Consider the following 16,387-nt stretch of genomic DNA (forward strand, 5'->3'; position numbering starts at 1 on the left):
TCGGCCGTCGTGCAGGACCCCGACTTGGACTAGCTTCCAGTCACCGTGCCGGGCCCCGACTTGGACTCGTTTCCGGCTGTCGTGCAGGGCCCGGGCCCGGACTTGCGTCCGGCCGTCGTGCAGGGCCCGGACTTGCGTCCGGCCGCCGTGCGGGGCCCGGGCCCGGACTTGGGCTCGGACACGCTTACGGTCGGCGGTCTCTTGTCTTTCCCTCTCGTTCTTTCCCGCTCCCGCTCCCTCCCCGCTCCCTGTGAGGCACCATGCGCTGCGTCATCGCCCGCTTCCCCTTCGACCTGTTCAAGAACGAGGTCGAGCAGGCCATGAAGGGCATCAAGCCCGAACCCGTCACCGGTGGGTCCGTGATCATCGGCCGCCGCCACTACCCCGTCAAGCAGGTCGGGGAAGTCATCACGCGCCAGGACCGCCGCGACTTCTCGGCGCAGGAGGTGACCCGGGCGCTCTCCGGCCTCGGCTTCACCTGCCGCGCCGCGCCCGCGCCCGAACCCGCGCCCGCCGCCGAGCAGGCCGTACCGCAGGCCTGGCCGACGACCCTCGTCTGACCCGGGGCAGGACCGTCACGGCGTCCGGCGTATGGCGCGTCCCGCGAGGACGTCCGTGCGCCGGCCGTCCCGCATCACGAACCGCCCGTCGATCAGGACGTGCGGAATACCGACGGGAAGCGTGCGCGGCGCCTCGAACGTGGCACCCGCCGCGACGGTCTCCGGGTCGAACAGGACCAGATCGGCGCGGTAGCCCTCGCGTACGAGTCCCCGGTCGGGGAGTCGGAGGCGGGCGACGGGGCGCGACGTGAGGTGGGCGACGGTCTCCTCCAGGGACAGCACGCCCAACTCCCGCGCATAGCGCCCGAGATACTGCGGGAACGTGCCGTACGCGCGCGGATGCGGCTTGAAGCCCTGCAGGATGCCGTCGCTGCCGCCCGTGTGCACGCGGTGGCGCATGATCGCCCGGACGTTCTCCTCGTGGCCCACGTGCTGGAGGATCGTCGAGCCGAGCCTGTCGTCGACGAGCAGGCGTCGGGCGGTGACCCACGGCTCCTCGCCGCGCTGGGCCGCGGAACGGGCGATCGTCTTGCCCACGTACGAGACCAGCCCCGGGTCGCTCACCCCGGAGATCTCGATGGTGTCCCACTCGATGGGTACGCCGTGACAGCCGTCGGCGCCGATGACCTCCATGTGGTGGCGGATCTTCTCCGCGGTCGCGTCGTCCCTCAGGCGCGCGAGGATCGCGTCCGGCCCCCCTTCACTCGCCCAACTCGGCAGCATCGCCACGAGCGTGGTGCAGCCCGGGGTGTACGGATACGTGTCCAGGGTGATGTCCGCGCCTCCCGCGAGAGCGTCGTCGAGGAGAGCCAGCAGGTCCGGGGCCTTGCCCTTGTTGACGCCGAAGTTCATCGTGGCGTGGGCGAGGTGGAGGGGGCAGTCCGCGGAACGCGTGAGGCGCACCATCTCCTCGTACGCCTGGAGCGCGCCGGCGCCGTAACTGCGGTGGTGCGGGCAGTAGTAGCCGCCGTGCGCGGCGACGACCCTGCACAGCTCGGTCAGTTCGGAGTCGTCGGCGTACATGCCGGGGGTGTAGGTGAGGCCCGACGACATGCCGACGGCGCCCTCCCGCATCCCGTCCGCCACGAGCTGCCGCATGCGGTCCAGCTCTGCGGGGGTCGCGGGGCGGTCGTCCCAGCCCATCGCGTACATGCGGACGGTGCCCTGGGGGATGAGGTACGCGGCGTTCACGGCGATGCCGTGGCCGCCGTGCGAACGGTCCAGGCGGTCCAGGTACTCGCCGACCGTGCGCCAGTCGAAGTCGATGTCGCCGCCGTCGCCGTTCCAGCCGGTGATGGCCTGGCGGACCTGGGCGAGGGTGCGGTCGTCCACCGGGGCGTAGCTCAGGCCGTCCTGGCCGATGACCTCCAGGGTGACGCCCTGGGCCGCCTTCGCGGTGTGCTCGGGGTCGCGGAGCAGGGCGAGGTCGCTGTGCGCGTGCATGTCGATGAAGCCGGGGGCGAGGGCGAGGCCCTCGGCGTCCAGGGTTGTCTTGGCGGTGGGGCGGGGGGTGTGGGCGTGCCCGGGCCCGTGCCGGCGGTGGATCTCGGTGATCCGGCCGTTGTGTACGGCGATGTCGGCGCGGTAGGAGGCACCTCCGGTGCCGTCGATGACGCGGGCGTCTCGGATCACCAGGTCCATGGGGGCCTCTCTTGGGGGGCGGGGTGTGGGCCGGGGGTTCTTCCTGGCCTTCGGCCGGATGGGGTCCCCACCCGCCCGCCCGTGCGGCTTCGTGGTCGGGTGCGGGTGGCCCCCGAGGGGGCGGAGGGCTGTTGGCGGGTGCGGGTCGCGGGTTCTTCCCGGCCTTCGGCCGGTGGTCCCCACCCGCCCGCCCGTGCGGCTTCGTGGTCGGGTGCAGGTGGCACCCGTGGGGGTGGGGGTTGTTCGGCGGGTGCGGGTCGTGGGTTTTTCCGGCCTTCGGCCGGTTGGTCCCCACCCGCCCGCCCGTGCGGGTTTCGTAGTCGGGTGCAGGTGGCCCCCGAGGGGGCTGAGGGTTGTTGGCGGGTGCGGGTCGCGGGTTCTTCCCGGCCTTCGGCCGGTGGTCCCCACCCGCCCGCCCGTGCGGGTTTCGTGGTCAGGTGCGGGTGGCCCCCCGAGGCCGGCCGGGCGCCGTCGGCGGCTGTCGGCGTCCGGTCGCCCGGCGCGGAGCGGTGGTGAAGGGGATGGCTGCCGAGTTTCGGGCGGGTGGGTGGGAGATGTCCGGCGCGGAGCGGCGGGTTAGGGGGTGGCCGCCGAGTTTCGGGCGGGTGGGTGAGAGATGTCCGGCGCGGAGCGGCGGGGTGGGAGATGGCCGCCGGGAGCCGTCGTCCGCCGGGGTCAGAAAAACGTACGGACGTACTCCGTCACCGTTCCGTCCGCCTCCACCAGCGGAATCAGCTGCCACTTGTCGAACACCGTGCACGGATGCGAAAGCCCCATCCCCAGCCAGTCCCCCACCGCCAGCTCCGCCTCCGGCTCCGTCCGCAGCCACCCGTGCTGATCGGACAGCCCCGTCACCGTGATCCCGGTCGCGGGCCGCTCCACCCCGTCGCGCCGCACGACCTGCGCCTCGGGCAGGTGCAGGTCGTACGCCGCGTCCCGCTTCCCCGCGTTGGTGAACGCCTGCGTGGCGGACGGCCGCGACACCACCTGCGCCCAGAGCCGGAACGCCGGTTCGAGCGCGCCCTCCTGCGGGACGCGGTTGAAGGGCGTGAGGTTCCGGTAGTGGCCGTCGTCATGGGAGACGTACGCACCCGAGCGCAGCAACTTCAGTACGGGCACGGAGAGTTCGGGCAGCTCGGCGAAGACCGACGCCACCGCGTCGAACCACGCGCTGCCGCCCGCGCTGACCACGACCTCCGGCAGGTCCGCGAACCGCCCCGCCTTGTCGAGTTCGACGGCGAACGCGGTCAGCCGCCGCAGCCACGCCGTGACCTTCTCCGTGGTGGCCTGCGGGACCTCGCCCTCGTACCCGGCGACGCCCACGAGCCGCAGCGTGTCCGCGCCCGCGACGGCGTCGGCGATCTCGAAGCACTCGGCCTCGGTCCGCACCCCGGTCCGCGCCTCGTCCCCGGCGGCCAGCTCCAGCACGACGTCGACGGGACGGTTCGCACCCGCCTCGCTGAGCGCCGCGTGCATCAGCTCGACGCCGCGTACGGAGTCGACGTAACAGATGAAGCGGAAGGACGGGTCGGCGTCCAGCTCGGCGGCGACCATGCGCAGCGCCGCCGCGTCGACCAGTTCGTTCGCCAGGAAGATCCGCGAGGTGCCGAAGGCCCGTGCCACGCGCACCTGGTGGGGCACCGCCAGCGTGATGCCCCACGCCCCGCGCTCCACCTGCCGGGCGAAGAGCTGCGGCGCCATCGACGTCTTGCCGTGCGGCGCGAAGGCCAGGCCGTGCCGCTCGGCGTACGTCTCCATCAGCGCGAGGTTGTGCTCCAGGCGCTCGGCGGAGAGCGCGAGGACGGGGGTGGTGAAGCCGCCGGTGAAGAGGTTCCTGCGCTGGGCCGCGAGCTGGCCGACCGTCAGGCCGTCGGCGTCCGGAGGGAGGCCCTTGAAGCGGTGGTCGATCCGCTCGTCCGCGAGCGCGGCCAGCGCGTCCGGCACAGCCTGCGCGTCCGGCACGCCCAGCGCCCCCTCGGGCTGCTCTGCGGCGTTGGCGGCGGGGTTGGCGGCGGGGTTGTCGGCGGCCATGGGCGCCTCCTCCAGAGGTGCGTTGCAGCATCTGCAACAGTCATTGCGTATGTCGCTGACAGCTGTCTAACATCCGAGCCAACCCCGGGTCAACGGATCCGGAGAGACGGTTGAGGGGCTGGAGATCGTGACCGGACAGACAGCCACGGAGGCGGCCACAGGGGCCGTCCCGGAGGCCGCCGGGCAGGCGGCAGTGGACGTCGTGGCCCTCGGCGAGTCCATGGTCACGTTCCGCCCCGCGCACCCCGGCCGCCTCGCCGACGTGTCCTCGTTCGACCGCGGCATCGGCGGCGCCGAGTCGAACGTCCTGTGCGCCCTCGCCGCCGCCGGGCACACCACCCGCTGGGTCAGCCGCGTCGGCGCCGACGGCTTCGGCGACCACCTCGTCGAGACGATCGCCCGCTACGGCGTCGACACCTCCGCCGTCGGCCGCGACCCGCACCGCCCCACCGGCATCTACTTCCGCACCGCCGACGACCGCGACACCGACGCCCACGAGGTCGTCTACTACCGCGCGGGCTCCGCCGCCTCCGCCATGGCGCGCGGCTCCGTCGACGAGGACGCGCTCGGCTCGGGCCGCGTCCTGCACCTGTCGGGCATCACCCCCGCCCTCTCCGCCGACTGCCTCGACCTCGTACGCCACCTCTGCGCCCGGCGCCCGGACCGCGCCTCCCGCGGCCCCCTGATCTCCTTCGACGTCAACCACCGCCCCGCCCTCTGGCAGGACGCCGCCGGCCCCGACGTCCTGCTGCACCTCGCGCGCGGCGCCGACCTCGTCTTCGTCGGCGAGGACGAGGCCGCGGCCGCCTGGGGCGTGACGGGCGGCCCCGACGCCCTGCGCGCCGCGCTGCCCGAACCCGCCACCCTCGTCGTCAAGCAGGGCGGCCGCGGCGCCACCGTCTTCCACCACGGCGAGGACCCCGTCTTCCAGCCCGCCCTGCACGTCGACGTCGTCGCGCCAGTCGGCGCCGGGGACGCCTTCGCCGCCGGGTTCCTCTCCGCCACCCTGCGCGGCCTGAGCGCCGCCCACCGGCTGCGCCACGGCCACCTCATGGCCGCCGCCGCCCTCACCGTCCCGGGCGACCTCGCCCGTCCCCCCGCCCGCGCCCACGCCGACCGCCTCGCCGACCTGGACGACACCGCCTGGGAGACACTTCGTCTCGGCCCCGGCTGGACGGCGAACGCCCCGGAGACAACCGGGGCCGAGGAGGAGGTCCGTACCCCATGAGCCAGACCGTCGACCGCGCGCTCTCGATCCTGCCGCTGCTCGCCGAGGGCCCCGCCGACCTCGGCCAGGTCGCCGACCGGCTCGGCGTCCACAAGTCCACCGCGCTGCGGCTCCTGCGCACCCTGCACGAACACGGCCTGGTCTTCCGTCAGTCCGACCAGCGCTACCGCCTCGGCGCACGCCTGTTCGCGCTCGCCCAGGAGGCCGTGGAGAACCTCGACGTGCGCGAGATCGCCCACCCCCACCTCCTCGCCCTCAACGAGAAGTGCGGCCACACGGTCCACCTCGCCGTCCACGAGGACGGGGAAGTCCTCTACATCGACAAGGTCGAGAGCCGCTATCCGGTGCGCATGTACTCCCGCATCGGCAAGCCGGTGGCGATCACCGTCGCCGCCGTCGCCAAGCTCCTCCTCGCCGACTTCCCGGAAGCCGAGCGCCGCGCCCTCGCGGAGAAGCTCGACTATCCGGCCTACACGTCCCGTTCGACGCCCAACGCCGCAGCGTTCCTGCGGGAGCTGGACAAGGTGCGCGAACAGGGCTGGGCCACCGACCTCGGTGGCCACGAGGAGTCCATCAACTGCGTCGGGGCCCCCATCCGCGGCGCGGACGGACGCGTCGTCGCCGCCATGTCGGTCTCCGCGCCGAACGTCGTCGTCACCGCCGAGGAACTCCTCGCACTGCTCCCGCTCGTACGCCGTACGGCGGAGGCCATCAGCCGGGAGTACTCCGGCCACGCCCCCGTGAAAGATCCGAAAGAAGCCTGAAGGGCACCCCCATGACCCAGAACGCCGAGCACGCCGAGAACGCCGAGAACGCCGAGCACGCCGAGAACACCGTGAAGACCGCTCTCACCCCGGCCACCCACACCACCCCGCCCGCGAAGTTCTCCCACGGCGTCAGGAAGGGCAACATCCTTCAGGTCGCCGGGCAGGTCGGCTTCCTCCCGGCCGAGGAGGGCAAGGCCCCCACCCCGGCCGGCCCCACCCTGCGCGAGCAGACCCTCCAGACCTTCGCCAACGTCAAGGCGATCCTCGAAGAGGGCGGCGCCACCTGGGACGACGTGATGATGATGCGCGTCTACCTCACGGACGTGGACCATTTCGCCGAGATGAACCAGATCTACAACGAGTACTTCGAGGAGCAGGGCCTCAAGGCCCCGGCCGCCGCCCGCACCACCGTCTACGTGGGCCTGCCCAAGGGCCTGCTCATCGAGATCGACGCGCTCGCCGTCCTCGGCTGAGACCGATCAACTTCCCGCAAGCCGTACGTCGTCACGGCACGGCACCCCGCATGTCCGGGGCGCCGTGCCGCGATCCCCCCTGCCCCGGCCGCGTCTTCTGGGGGAGGCCCCAAGACCCCCCCATGCACTTACGAGGTCAACGATGTCCCCGTCCTCCATGGCCACCGCCGTGCTCGCGGCCGCCCCCGCCGCCGAGCCGCCACCGCATACCGGTGGCCTCCTCGCCCTGATCGACGGCACGGCGGGCCTGCTGACCGTCGCCGCGCTCGGCATCGTCCTGCTGCTCTTCCTGATCATCAAGGTCCGGCTCCAGCCCTTCGTGGCGCTGCTCGCGGTCTCCATAGCCGTCGGCCTCGCGGCCGGCCTCTCCGTCACCGAACTCTTCGGCACGGTCCAGAGGTCCGACGCCGTCTCCGTCATCGAGTCGGGCATGGGCGGCATCCTCGGCCACGTGGCGATCATCATCGGCCTCGGCACGATGCTCGGCGCGATCCTGGAGGTCTCGGGAGGGGCGGAGGTACTGGCATCGCGCCTGCTGGGCCTCTTCGGCGAGCGGCGCGCCCCGCTCGCGATGGGCCTCACCGGCCTGATCTTCGGCGTCCCGGTCTTCTTCGACGTCGGCATCTTCGTCCTCGCGCCGATCGTGTACGCCGCCGCCAAGCGCAGCGGCAAATCGATCCTGCTGTACTGCCTGCCGCTCCTCGCGGGGCTGTCGATGACCCACGCGTTCCTGCCCCCGCACCCGGGCCCGGTGGCGGCGGCCGGACTGCTCGAGGTCGACCTCGGCTGGGTCATCCTGATGGGCGTCGTCTGCGGCATCCCGGCGGTGCTCGCCGCCTGGGGGTACTCCGCGTGGATCGGCAAACGCATCTTCGTACCCGTACCGCAGGACATGGTCGAGGCCGCCGAGGAGGCGAAGGCGGCGGTCGTCGCCGAGCAGCGGGAGGCGGGGGTCACGCCGCAGGAGAAGCCGGTGCCGCTGAGCGTCGTCTTCACGATCATCGGCACGCCCCTGTTCCTGATCCTCCTCGCCACCTTCTCCTCGATCGCCTTCGACCCCTCGACCCTGCGCTCGGTCATCGAGTTCTTCGGCAGCCCCTTCGTCGCCCTGACGATCGCGCTCCTGATGGCGTACTACCTGCTGGGCCTCCGGCGCGGCTGGTCCCGCAAGTCCCTCGAACGCGTGTCGACCTCGTCCCTCAAGCCGGTCGGCAACATCCTGCTGGTCGTCGGCGCGGGCGGCGTCTTCGGCGCGGTCCTGAAGGCGAGCGGCGTGGCCGCGGCCCTCTCGGACACCTTCCAGGACGTGGGCCTGCCGATCATCGTCCTCGCCTACCTGCTCTCCCTGGTGCTGCGCGTCGCCCAGGGCTCGGCGACGGTCGCGATCGTCACCACGGCGGGCATCGTCGCCCCGCTCCTCGCCGAGGGCGACTACTCCCAGGCCTTCGTGGCCCTGGTCATCATGGCCATCTCGGCGGGCTCCATCTTCGCCTCGCACGTCAACGACGGCGGGTTCTGGATGGTGGCGAAGTACTTCGGCATCAGCGAACGGGACACGCTCAAGACGTGGACGGTCCTGGAATCGGTCCTGTCGGTGGCGGGCTTCGCGGTGGCGGCGGCGGTGAGCTTGTTCGTGTGACGCGGAGCGGCGCCCGGCGGCACGGCCGGGCGCCCCGTTGCCGCGCGCCGGGCGCTAGAGGAGGTGGTCGGCTTTGCCGGCCTTGATGTCGTGGATGAGGGTGCGGAGGGCTTCGCGGCTGTCCGTGAGGTAGTGGCCCTCCTGGCCCGCGACAGCGATGTAGGCATTGCCGTCGGAGTCCGTGCCTATGCGGAAGCAGTTGGCTCCTTCAGAGCAGAAGGGGTCTTCCCAGGTGATGTCAGGCATGTGGCGGTCCTTAGAAGTGGTGTGCGATGTCGCGAATGAAGTCGCGCGACTCGTCGGCGGCGAGTGAGGCGCCCTCCATCCAGTCCAAGTGAGCCCGATACTTGTCCAACTGGGCCTGGGCATGTGTGAACTCCGGGCCATGCGCGGAGTCGAGTTCCACGGTGTCGAGTTGCGGCACGACGCCCTCCGCGTAAATTACCGATTGCCCGGCACCCGGGAATGCGCCCGCCTTGAACGGGATGACACGTACATCAATGTTGTCGTGCTCGGACAGGTCACAGAGGTGGTCGAGCTGGGCTCGCATAATTTTCGTACCACCGAATTCGATACGCAGCGCTGCCTCATGGACGTATCCGGCGTACGGGAGGGGAGTCTCCCGGTGAAGAACCTGCTGGCGCTGCATGCGTAGGGCCACACGCAGCTCGACTTCCATCGGGGCGAGCGGCGGAAGCGCGGCAGCGAAGAGAGTGCGCGCGTAACCGTCGGTCTGCAACAGCCCCGGCACGTGGACTGCCAGGCCCGCTTGCAACGCCTTGGCGTGCCACTCCAGTTCCGCGATGTCCAACAATCCGGCGGGGAGCTGGCCCCGGTAGGCCTCCCACCATCCGGGCGTGCGATCACCCGCCAGGGAGCAGAGGGCCTCCACGTACTGTTCGTCGTGGCAGTTGTAGTTGCAGGCGAGGGTGCGTAGCCGCTCCGGCGTGATGGTTCGGACCCCGGCTTCGATGTTGGACACCTTTGTGCGGTCGACGCCAAGAAGTCCGGCTGCGTACTCCGTGCTCTTCTCTGCAGCGAGGCGCATTTTGCGCAGCTCGGCGCCCAGTCGCTTCTGGCGTTCCGTGGGTGTGGCCCTCGGCGGCATGTGTCCTTCCTCCCTTCAACGTGGGCGCCAGTCTGCCCGCAGGCGTCCTGATGGTCCACCACGAGAGTGGCAATTACCGCGAAGAGGTGGCACGTTGCCACCCCATTCCCATACGTTGAGTAACGCACAAGCTACTCAAGGCAGTCGGCAGTGCATCGCGCGAGCCTGCCCGCATCCTCCTGCCCTGGGAGGGGCGCGCTCCGCGTCAGGGAGACGAGCCACCGACGGCCGGGTCAACGCCCACTCGAGCACCGGGAGTTCCCATGCCCATGCCAGATCTCACCGCCTGCCCCGCGCGGACCGATGTCACCGCCCCCACCCCCGACACCCTCACCTACAGCTTGACCCTGCCCTCCGCCCTCACGTCCCCGGCGATCGCCCGTGCCCTCACCCGCGCCGCGCTCACCGCGCACGGCCTGGCCGCGCTGGTGGACCCGGCGACCCAGGTCGTGGGCGAACTGACCGGCGCCGCCTGCACGTTCAGCGCCACCCCCGAGATGTACCTCTCCCTCCGCTTCCGCGAGGGGGTCCTCCGCGTCATCGCCTACGACAGCCACCCCCGCCACACGCACCCCCGCCTCGCCGCGGCCTGCGACGCCCGTCGCCGCACGGCGCTACGGCTGCTGGCGTGCGTGGCGCGAGCGTGCGAGGGCGACTGGGGCTTCGGGGAGGCGCGGGAGCCGGGCGGGGGCACCCGCATGTGGGCGACGGTGCCGTACGGCGGGGGAGCGGCATACGGGCACCGCTGACCGCACCGCGTACTCCGTACTACGCACCCCGCACCGCGGCCCCGGGCCCCCTCCAAGGGAACCCGGGGCCGCGGTTCGGCCGGAAAGGGACGTCAACTCGTGCAGTACTGCTGCTCCTTGCCGATGGAGCGGTACATGCAGTCCGCGTTCTCCATCAGCTGCAGCACCGCGTCACGGTTGCGCGACGTCTCGCGCTCGATCACCTCGTCGGGCGGGTAGAAGCCGCCGCCGCCCGCGGACGACGGGTACATCTCGAAGGTGTAGCTGAAGATCTTCTGGGCGCCCCACAGCCAGTCGCCGATCGAGCCGTCCGTGATGTAGAGGTCACTGGACTGCTCGGGCGTGTAGCCGTTGCTCGCGGCCATCTTCCGCCCGACGGCGGCGTGGGCGTCGCGGTCGTCCTGGGTGAGGCCGGGGCCCGTGTCCGCGTACGTGTAGCCGTACGGCCACAGGACCAGCTCGCTGTACGTGTGGAAGTCCACGGAGGCCTTGATCTGCTGCTTGCCGCCGACGACGCGGCTGCGCACGAAGTCCGCGACGACCTTGACCTCGGGCGCCGACTCGGCGGCGGTGCCGCGGTAGGTGTCCGAACCCGTGGAGCCGGAAGAGCCGCCGCAGCAGCCCCACTTGTAGGCCCAGTTGCGGTTCAGGTCCGTGCCGACGCTCGTCGAGCCGCTGTTGGGCTGGCGGTTCTTGCGCCAGCTGCGGTAGGAACCGGTCGCGATGTCGTACTCGCCGCCGTCCGGGTTCATGTCCGGCACGATCCAGATCTCGCGCGAGTCGACCATCTTCTTGATCCGGGCGTCCGTGGCGTAGTCCTCGCCCAGCTCGCGCAGCAGGTACAGCGCCATCTCCACCGTCAGGTGCTCGCGGGCGTGCTGGTGGTGGGTGAAGAGGATCTCCGGCTCGGCCTCGTCGGCGGCGACGTTGTCGCTGATCTTGACGGCGACGATGTCCCGGCCCGCGTAGGACCTGCCGATCACCCGCTTGCTCATCAGGTTCGGGTGGGCCGCGATGCGCTGGTCGATCTCGGCCGTCATCTCGGCGTAGTTGTGGTACTTCGCGTCGGCGGGCGGGAAGTCCCTCGGCTCCACCGCCTGCCCGTTCGTACGCTTCGGGGGGCCGGCCAGGGCCTTCAGCTCATAGCCCGCCGCTCTGAGCCGGGCGGCCTCCCGGCCGTCGGCGGAGACGACCACCGCCCGGGCGTGGGCCTCGTCGATGGTGACGCCGGTGCGCGCGAGCGCGGTGCGCGCGGCGCGGTCGTCGGTCAGGGGGATCTCGTACTGCCGTGTCGTGTCGCTGTCGTCCGTCACGGCGGCGCCGCGGGAGTCCGGGGCGGCCGAGGAGGGTGAGGCGTTGGCCGTGAGCGGTGCCGCCACGGCGAGGGCGAGCAGGGCCGCGAGGGCGGCGGATCTCCTGCCGCGTATGCGGAGTCGCATGAAGTCTCCTCAGGGGTGGGGGGGTGGTTCAGTGCGACGCGTGGGGGGTGCGGGATGCGGGGTGCGGGGGTGTGCCCCCCGGGGCGCGGGACGCGGGGTTCTTGGTGCCCGGTACGCCGCCTCATCGTCGGTGCGTGGCATGCTCCCGTCAACGGCCGTCTTCGGCCAACCCCCTTGTGCCGAAGGCCGCGATGCGCTTTCTTGATCGGCATGGCTGAAACCACAGGCAGTGGCACCACCGCCGACGCGCCGGCTTCCCAGCCGCGCAAGTCGAGCTGGAAGTACATCGGCCCCGGCATCGTCGTCGCCGCGACCGGCGTCGGCGCGGGCGACCTCGTCGCGACGCTCATCGCGGGCAGCAACTTCGGCTACACGCTGCTGTGGGCGGCCGTCATCGGCTGCGTCGTGAAGATCTCGCTCGCCGAGGCCGCCGGGCGCTGGCACCTGGCCACCGGACGCACCCTCTTCGACGGCTGGGCGAGCCTCGGCCGCTGGACGACGTGGTTCTTCGTCGTCTACGTCGTGATCTGGGGGTACGTCTACGGCGCCGCCGCCATGTCGTCGTCCGGCCTGCCCCTCCAGGCGCTCTTCCCCGACGTCATGGAACTCAAGTGGTGGGCGATCCTGACCGGCCTCGTCGGCCTCGTCTTCGTCTGGTTCAACAAGTACGCCGTCTTCGAGAAGGTCATGACGGTGCTCGTCGGCATCATGTTCGTCGTCACCGTCTACCTCGCGATCCGCGTCACCCCGCACCTCGGCGACGCCTTCGCGGGACTGCTGCCCGTCCTGTCCGACGAGAAGGACTCCATCCTCAACACGCTCGGCCTGATCGGCGGCGTCGGCGGCACCATCACCCTCGCCGCGTACGGGTACTGGGTCAACGCCAAGGGGTGGACCAACACCGGCTGGATGAAGGTGATGCGGCTCGACAACCGCGTCGCGTACATCACCACGGGCGTCTTCGTCGTCGCCATGCTCTTCGTCGGCGCGGAACTGCTGCACTCCGCGAACGTCGCCATCGCCAGCGGCGACAAGGGCCTCGTCCAGCTCTCCGGCATCCTGGAGAAGGAGTACGGCGACGCCACCGCCAAGCTCTTCCTCGTCGGCTTCTTCGCCACGTCGTTCACCTCGCTGATCGGCGTGTGGCACGGCGTGAGCCTGATGTTCGCGGACTTCGTCGAGCGCTACCGCAAGGAGCGGGCGGGCGCCGACACCACCGCGCTGAGCGGCGAGGAGGTGGCCTCCGGCGCCCGCGAGAAGTCGGTGCCGTTCCGCGCGTACCTGCTGTGGCTGACGTTCCCGCCGATGATCCTGCTCTTCCAGGGGCAGCCGTTCCGCCTCATCATCATCTACGGCGTCCTCGGCGCGGCCTTCATGCCCTTCCTCGCGCTCACCCTGGTCTGGCTGCTCAACTCCTCGCGCACACCCCGGGAGTGGCGCAACGGCTGGCTCAGCAACGGCATGCTGACGGTCGCGGGCCTGCTGTTCCTGGTGCTGTGCGTCAAGCAGATCTCGGACCAGGACTGGGGCAGCTTCTTCTGACCGGGAAGGCAGCGCCGCCGGGGGAGCGGCGGCGCTGCGGATATCTGCCATGGCCTGCGCGGCGCCTACGGCAGGCCGTGGACGTGTGCGCCCACCGACCTGGACCAGGCGCTGCCCGCCGTGGCGTCCCAGTTCGTGGACCACGTCATCGCGCCCCGGATGTCCGGGTACGTCCTGGACGGCTTGAAGGTGCCGCAGCCCGTGCCCTTCGCCAGGCAGTCCAGGGCCCGGTTCACGACGTCCGGGGCGACGTGGCCGCCGCCGGCCGCGCGGGGCGAGGCGGGGACGCCGATGCCGACCTGGGAGGGCGCGAGGCCGTTCTCCAGCTGGACGCAGGCCAGGGCGGTGAGGAAGTCGACGGTGCCCTGGCTGTAGACCTTGCCGTCGCAGCCCAGCATCGAACCGCTGTTGTAGTACTGCATGTTGACCACCGTGAGGATGTCCTTCACGGCCAGCGCGGTCTTGAAGTACGCGTTCGACGGTGACTGCATGTCGATGGTCTGCGGCGCCATCGTCAGCACCAGGCCCGGCCCGGCCTTGGCGGCGAGGGACTTGAGCGCCCGCGTCATGTACGTCGCGTTGAGGCCGTTCTCCAGGTCGATGTCGACGCCGTCGAAGCCGTACTCCCGCATGAGCGCGTACACCGAGTCCGCGAAGGCGACCGCCGACGCCGCGTCGTTGACCGTCACGGCGCCCTTCTCGCCGCCGACCGAGATGATCACGGACTTCCCGGCCGCCTGCTTGGCCTTGATGTCGGCCTTGAACTGCTCGACGGTGTAGCCGCCGAGCCCCGCCGAGTCGAGGGTGAAGGTGATCTTGCCCGGCGTCGCGGTGGCGTCGGCGAAGGCCACGGCGATGATGTCGTACTCGTTCTGCACGGCGCCCAGCTTCTGCACCCGGGCACCGTTGTTGAAGTTCTGCCAGTAGCCGGTCACCGCGTGCCTGGGCACGGCGCGCGTCCCGGCTTCGACGGCCCCGGCTTCGGCGGCCCCGGCCTCGGCGGTCGTGGCGCCGCAGGTGAGCAGGCCCGTGACGGCGAGGGCGAGTGCGGTGAGCGCGCCGGTGACGGCGCCCCTCCTTGTCCTGCGGGATGTGCGGTCCACTGCTGCCTCCGGTGGGGGGAGAGGTGCTTCGGAACGGTGGCCACCGCCGCGTGCTGGTCCTACAAGCTGGTCCAGACCAATCGAGTTGTCAAGGCCTCAAACACCGCGCGACGCGTGAGCCGCTGCCGGGGGGCGGTCGCCCACCGGATTACCCACCTCCGCATGAACACAAGGAAGTTGGGTGTTGAGGCACCCATGACGTGGATATGGTGCTGAGGCAGGAGTGCACGAGGACCGGGGGTGTACGCGTTGCCGACCGCCATAGCCGTCACCGGACCCGATCTCGTGCTGCCCTCGCCCGACCGGCACACCCCCTCGGCCGCCGTCCTCCAGTCCGCCGTGCGGTCCCCGCGGACGTACTCACTGGACCAGGCGCTCACCGAGATGGACACCCTCATCGAGCACCACGGTTACGTGATCGTCCTGTGCCCCGCCTCGGCCCCCGCGGCCGTCGCCCACCGGCTGCACGCCGTCCGCTCGGTCCTGGAGAGCGACCGCGTCGCCGTGGTCCGCTCCGACCTGCCGCCGCTCGGGCTCGCCGTACTCGCCCTCCAGTTACGGCAGTTGTCGGTCTGCGACTTCAGCCCCGGCGTCCTCGCCTCCGCCGCCCGGCTCCTCTCCCACTACATCTACGCGGGCGCCCTGCTCGGCTCCGTCGCCCGCCTCGACCGCGTCCCCGTCACCCTCCAGTCGCACGCCAAGTCCTGGCTGCCGGGCGCCCAGTTCGCGGTCCTTGCCACGCCCCGGCCCGAGCTGGCGAAGGTCACGGGCGGCGGCGAGGCGCACCTGCCCGGCCCGGGATTCGGTACGAAGATGCTGTACGCGCCCGGCCGGCTGGCACCCGGCTGGGTCACCGGGACCCTTGCCCCCGCCTGGCACGTCCAGGGCGTCGCCGAGGCACGGCTGCCCGCCGAGTCGGCGCGCTGGTGGGCGACCGGCAGGATCGTCGAGTTCGCCGCCGCCATCCCCGACATCTCCGTCCTCTACCAGCTGGTGTCCTCCGTCCGCCGCGACGACTGCCGCTGGTGCGGACTCGAACTCATCGGCGACCGCTGCGCGTTCTGCGCGGCGCCGCTGCCGCCGCCCGAGGACCGCCCCGAACCGCCCGCCCACGCCCTCGACCGGCGCGGCGCGACCGCCCTGCCCCGAGGCATGACCTAGCCCGCACCCCCGCCGCCCGCGACCGACGACCGATCATGCGCCACTTCGCTCACTGTCCGTAGCCAACCGCACTCGATCGAGGTAGTCCGGCCCATGAACTCACGCCAGCGCCGCGGTGTCATCCTGCTGGTCCTGTCGGTCCTGTGCGCCTTCGGCGCCTTCGCGGGCGTCCTCTCGGTGATCCGTGACGTGAACTCGAAGGTGGGCCCCGAGGTCGCCGCGTACAAGCTCAAGGGGGACATCGCGCCCTACAAGGAGCTGACCGCGGAACAGTTCCAGAAGGTCGAGATGCCCGAGCGGTGGCTGTCCGAGAACGCCGTCACCGACCTCGGCGAGATCCGCGGCAAGATCGCCGTCACCCAGCTGCGCAAGGGCTCGCTGCTCCAGTCCGACATGATCGTCAAGCGACCCGAACTGGGTCCGGGCCAGCAGGAGATCGCCATCATGATCGACGCGGCGACGGGGGTGGCGGGCAAGATCACGCCGGGCGCGACGGTCAACATCTACGCCACCTTCAAGGGCGAGGCCGACAAGGCCGAGGACCAGTCGAAGGTCATCGTGGAGGGCGCCAAGGTGCTCGACGTCGGCAAGCTGACCCCGCTCGAACCCGACCAGGACGACCGCGCGCGCCGCAGGGCGAGCGAGGCCGTGCCGATCACGTTCGCCCTCGGCACGGCGGACGCCCAGCGCGTCGCCTACGCCGAGTCGTTCGCCACGCACGTCCGGCTCGCCCTCATCGGCGCGGGCGGCGAACCGACGGTGCCGCCGCGGGACCGTACGTACACCCTCGACGAGGACAAGTAGGAGGTCGCGCATGGCCACGTGGAGCTTGTTCGCCGTCGGGCGTGTCGGGACGGGCCCGGTGCCGGGCGTGCCGCCCCCACCGGAGAAGGCCGTGCCATGGCGGGAACACGCGTACTCCCTCGACGAGGTCAAGGACAAGTAG

The 16,387-nt window shown here is 71.3% G+C and carries 16 protein-coding genes; 10 read left to right on the forward strand and 6 right to left on the reverse strand.

Annotated features, from left to right (window positions below; genetic code table 11):
* The first annotated feature begins 260 nt into the window (after positions 1–260).
* The gene (locus J2N69_RS23500) at positions 261–560 is read left to right on the forward strand and encodes an SCO5918 family protein (RefSeq protein ID WP_230902503.1); all 300 of its coding nucleotides are present in this window, start codon (positions 261–263) and stop codon (positions 558–560) included.
* Between the two features lie 15 nt (positions 561–575).
* On the opposite strand, the gene J2N69_RS23505 is transcribed toward J2N69_RS23500, so the two are convergent.
* Complete coding sequence (locus J2N69_RS23505) at positions 576–2,201, reverse strand: N-acyl-D-amino-acid deacylase family protein (protein WP_230902504.1); 1,626 nt, start codon at positions 2,199–2,201, stop codon at positions 576–578.
* Between the two features lie 675 nt (positions 2,202–2,876).
* Positions 2,877–4,232 carry an amino acid deaminase gene (locus J2N69_RS23510; protein ID WP_230902505.1) on the reverse strand — a complete coding sequence of 452 codons (1,356 nt, stop codon included), beginning with the start codon at positions 4,230–4,232 and terminating at the stop codon, positions 2,877–2,879.
* Positions 4,233–4,452: 220 nt separating this feature from the next.
* Between J2N69_RS23510 and J2N69_RS23515 the strand changes: the two genes are divergently transcribed.
* The 4 genes from J2N69_RS23515 to J2N69_RS23530 all read left to right on the forward strand — a co-directional run bounded on the left by J2N69_RS23515 (position 4,453) and on the right by J2N69_RS23530 (position 8,339).
* The gene (locus J2N69_RS23515) at positions 4,453–5,460 is read left to right on the forward strand and encodes a sugar kinase (protein WP_230904839.1); all 1,008 of its coding nucleotides are present in this window, start codon (positions 4,453–4,455) and stop codon (positions 5,458–5,460) included.
* Positions 5,457–6,224, forward strand: a complete 768-nt coding sequence (locus J2N69_RS23520; RefSeq protein ID WP_127913093.1) for an IclR family transcriptional regulator — start codon at positions 5,457–5,459, stop codon at positions 6,222–6,224. The genes J2N69_RS23515 and J2N69_RS23520 overlap by 4 nt, the downstream gene beginning before the upstream one ends.
* 11 nt (positions 6,225–6,235) lie before the next feature.
* On the forward strand, positions 6,236–6,700 hold the full coding sequence (locus J2N69_RS23525) for a RidA family protein (RefSeq protein WP_230902506.1): 465 nt from the start codon (positions 6,236–6,238) through the stop codon (positions 6,698–6,700).
* A gap of 142 nt (positions 6,701–6,842) precedes the next feature.
* Positions 6,843–8,339: a GntP family permease gene (locus J2N69_RS23530; protein WP_230902507.1), complete on the forward strand. Its 1,497-nt coding sequence runs from the start codon at positions 6,843–6,845 to the stop codon at positions 8,337–8,339.
* Between the two features lie 54 nt (positions 8,340–8,393).
* On the opposite strand, the gene J2N69_RS23535 is transcribed toward J2N69_RS23530, so the two are convergent.
* A complete protein-coding gene (locus tag J2N69_RS23535) occupies positions 8,394–8,585 on the reverse strand; it encodes a hypothetical protein (protein ID WP_230902508.1) in 192 nt (63 codons plus the stop codon).
* A 10-nt stretch (positions 8,586–8,595) separates the two neighbouring features.
* The gene (locus J2N69_RS23540) at positions 8,596–9,447 is read right to left on the reverse strand and encodes a helix-turn-helix domain-containing protein (RefSeq protein ID WP_230902509.1); all 852 of its coding nucleotides are present in this window, start codon (positions 9,445–9,447) and stop codon (positions 8,596–8,598) included.
* Positions 9,448–9,710: 263 nt separating this feature from the next.
* On the opposite strand from J2N69_RS23540, the gene J2N69_RS23545 reads away from it, so the two are divergent.
* Positions 9,711–10,196, forward strand: a complete 486-nt coding sequence (locus J2N69_RS23545; protein ID WP_408056779.1) for an ATP-binding protein — start codon at positions 9,711–9,713, stop codon at positions 10,194–10,196.
* 92 nt (positions 10,197–10,288) lie between these two features.
* On the opposite strand, the gene J2N69_RS23550 is transcribed toward J2N69_RS23545, so the two are convergent.
* Entirely contained in the window at positions 10,289–11,635 is a 1,347-nt protein-coding gene (locus J2N69_RS23550) for a M14 family metallopeptidase (protein WP_230902511.1), read from the reverse strand.
* 210 nt (positions 11,636–11,845) lie between these two features.
* Here J2N69_RS23550 and J2N69_RS23555 point away from each other — a divergent pair, with 210 nt between their 5' ends.
* Positions 11,846–13,177 carry an Nramp family divalent metal transporter gene (locus tag J2N69_RS23555; RefSeq protein WP_230902512.1) on the forward strand — a complete coding sequence of 444 codons (1,332 nt, stop codon included), beginning with the start codon at positions 11,846–11,848 and terminating at the stop codon, positions 13,175–13,177.
* A gap of 65 nt (positions 13,178–13,242) precedes the next feature.
* On the opposite strand, the gene J2N69_RS23560 is transcribed toward J2N69_RS23555, so the two are convergent.
* On the reverse strand, positions 13,243–14,280 hold the full coding sequence (locus J2N69_RS23560) for a chitinase (protein WP_330166826.1): 1,038 nt from the start codon (positions 14,278–14,280) through the stop codon (positions 13,243–13,245).
* A gap of 240 nt (positions 14,281–14,520) precedes the next feature.
* Here J2N69_RS23560 and J2N69_RS23570 point away from each other — a divergent pair, with 240 nt between their 5' ends.
* The 3 genes from J2N69_RS23570 (at position 14,521) to J2N69_RS36420 (ending at position 16,387) form a co-directional block, all read left to right on the forward strand.
* On the forward strand, positions 14,521–15,441 hold the full coding sequence (locus J2N69_RS23570; protein ID WP_330166827.1) for a hypothetical protein: 921 nt from the start codon (positions 14,521–14,523) through the stop codon (positions 15,439–15,441).
* Between the two features lie 93 nt (positions 15,442–15,534).
* Complete coding sequence (gene cpaB, locus J2N69_RS23575) at positions 15,535–16,245, forward strand: Flp pilus assembly protein CpaB (protein ID WP_230902514.1); 711 nt, start codon at positions 15,535–15,537, stop codon at positions 16,243–16,245.
* 10 nt (positions 16,246–16,255) lie between these two features.
* Entirely contained in the window at positions 16,256–16,387 is a 132-nt protein-coding gene (locus J2N69_RS36420) for a hypothetical protein (protein WP_269075627.1), read from the forward strand.

The sequence above is a fragment of the Streptomyces huasconensis genome, from assembly GCF_021028635.1.
Classification (GTDB): domain Bacteria; phylum Actinomycetota; class Actinomycetes; order Streptomycetales; family Streptomycetaceae; genus Streptomyces; species Streptomyces huasconensis.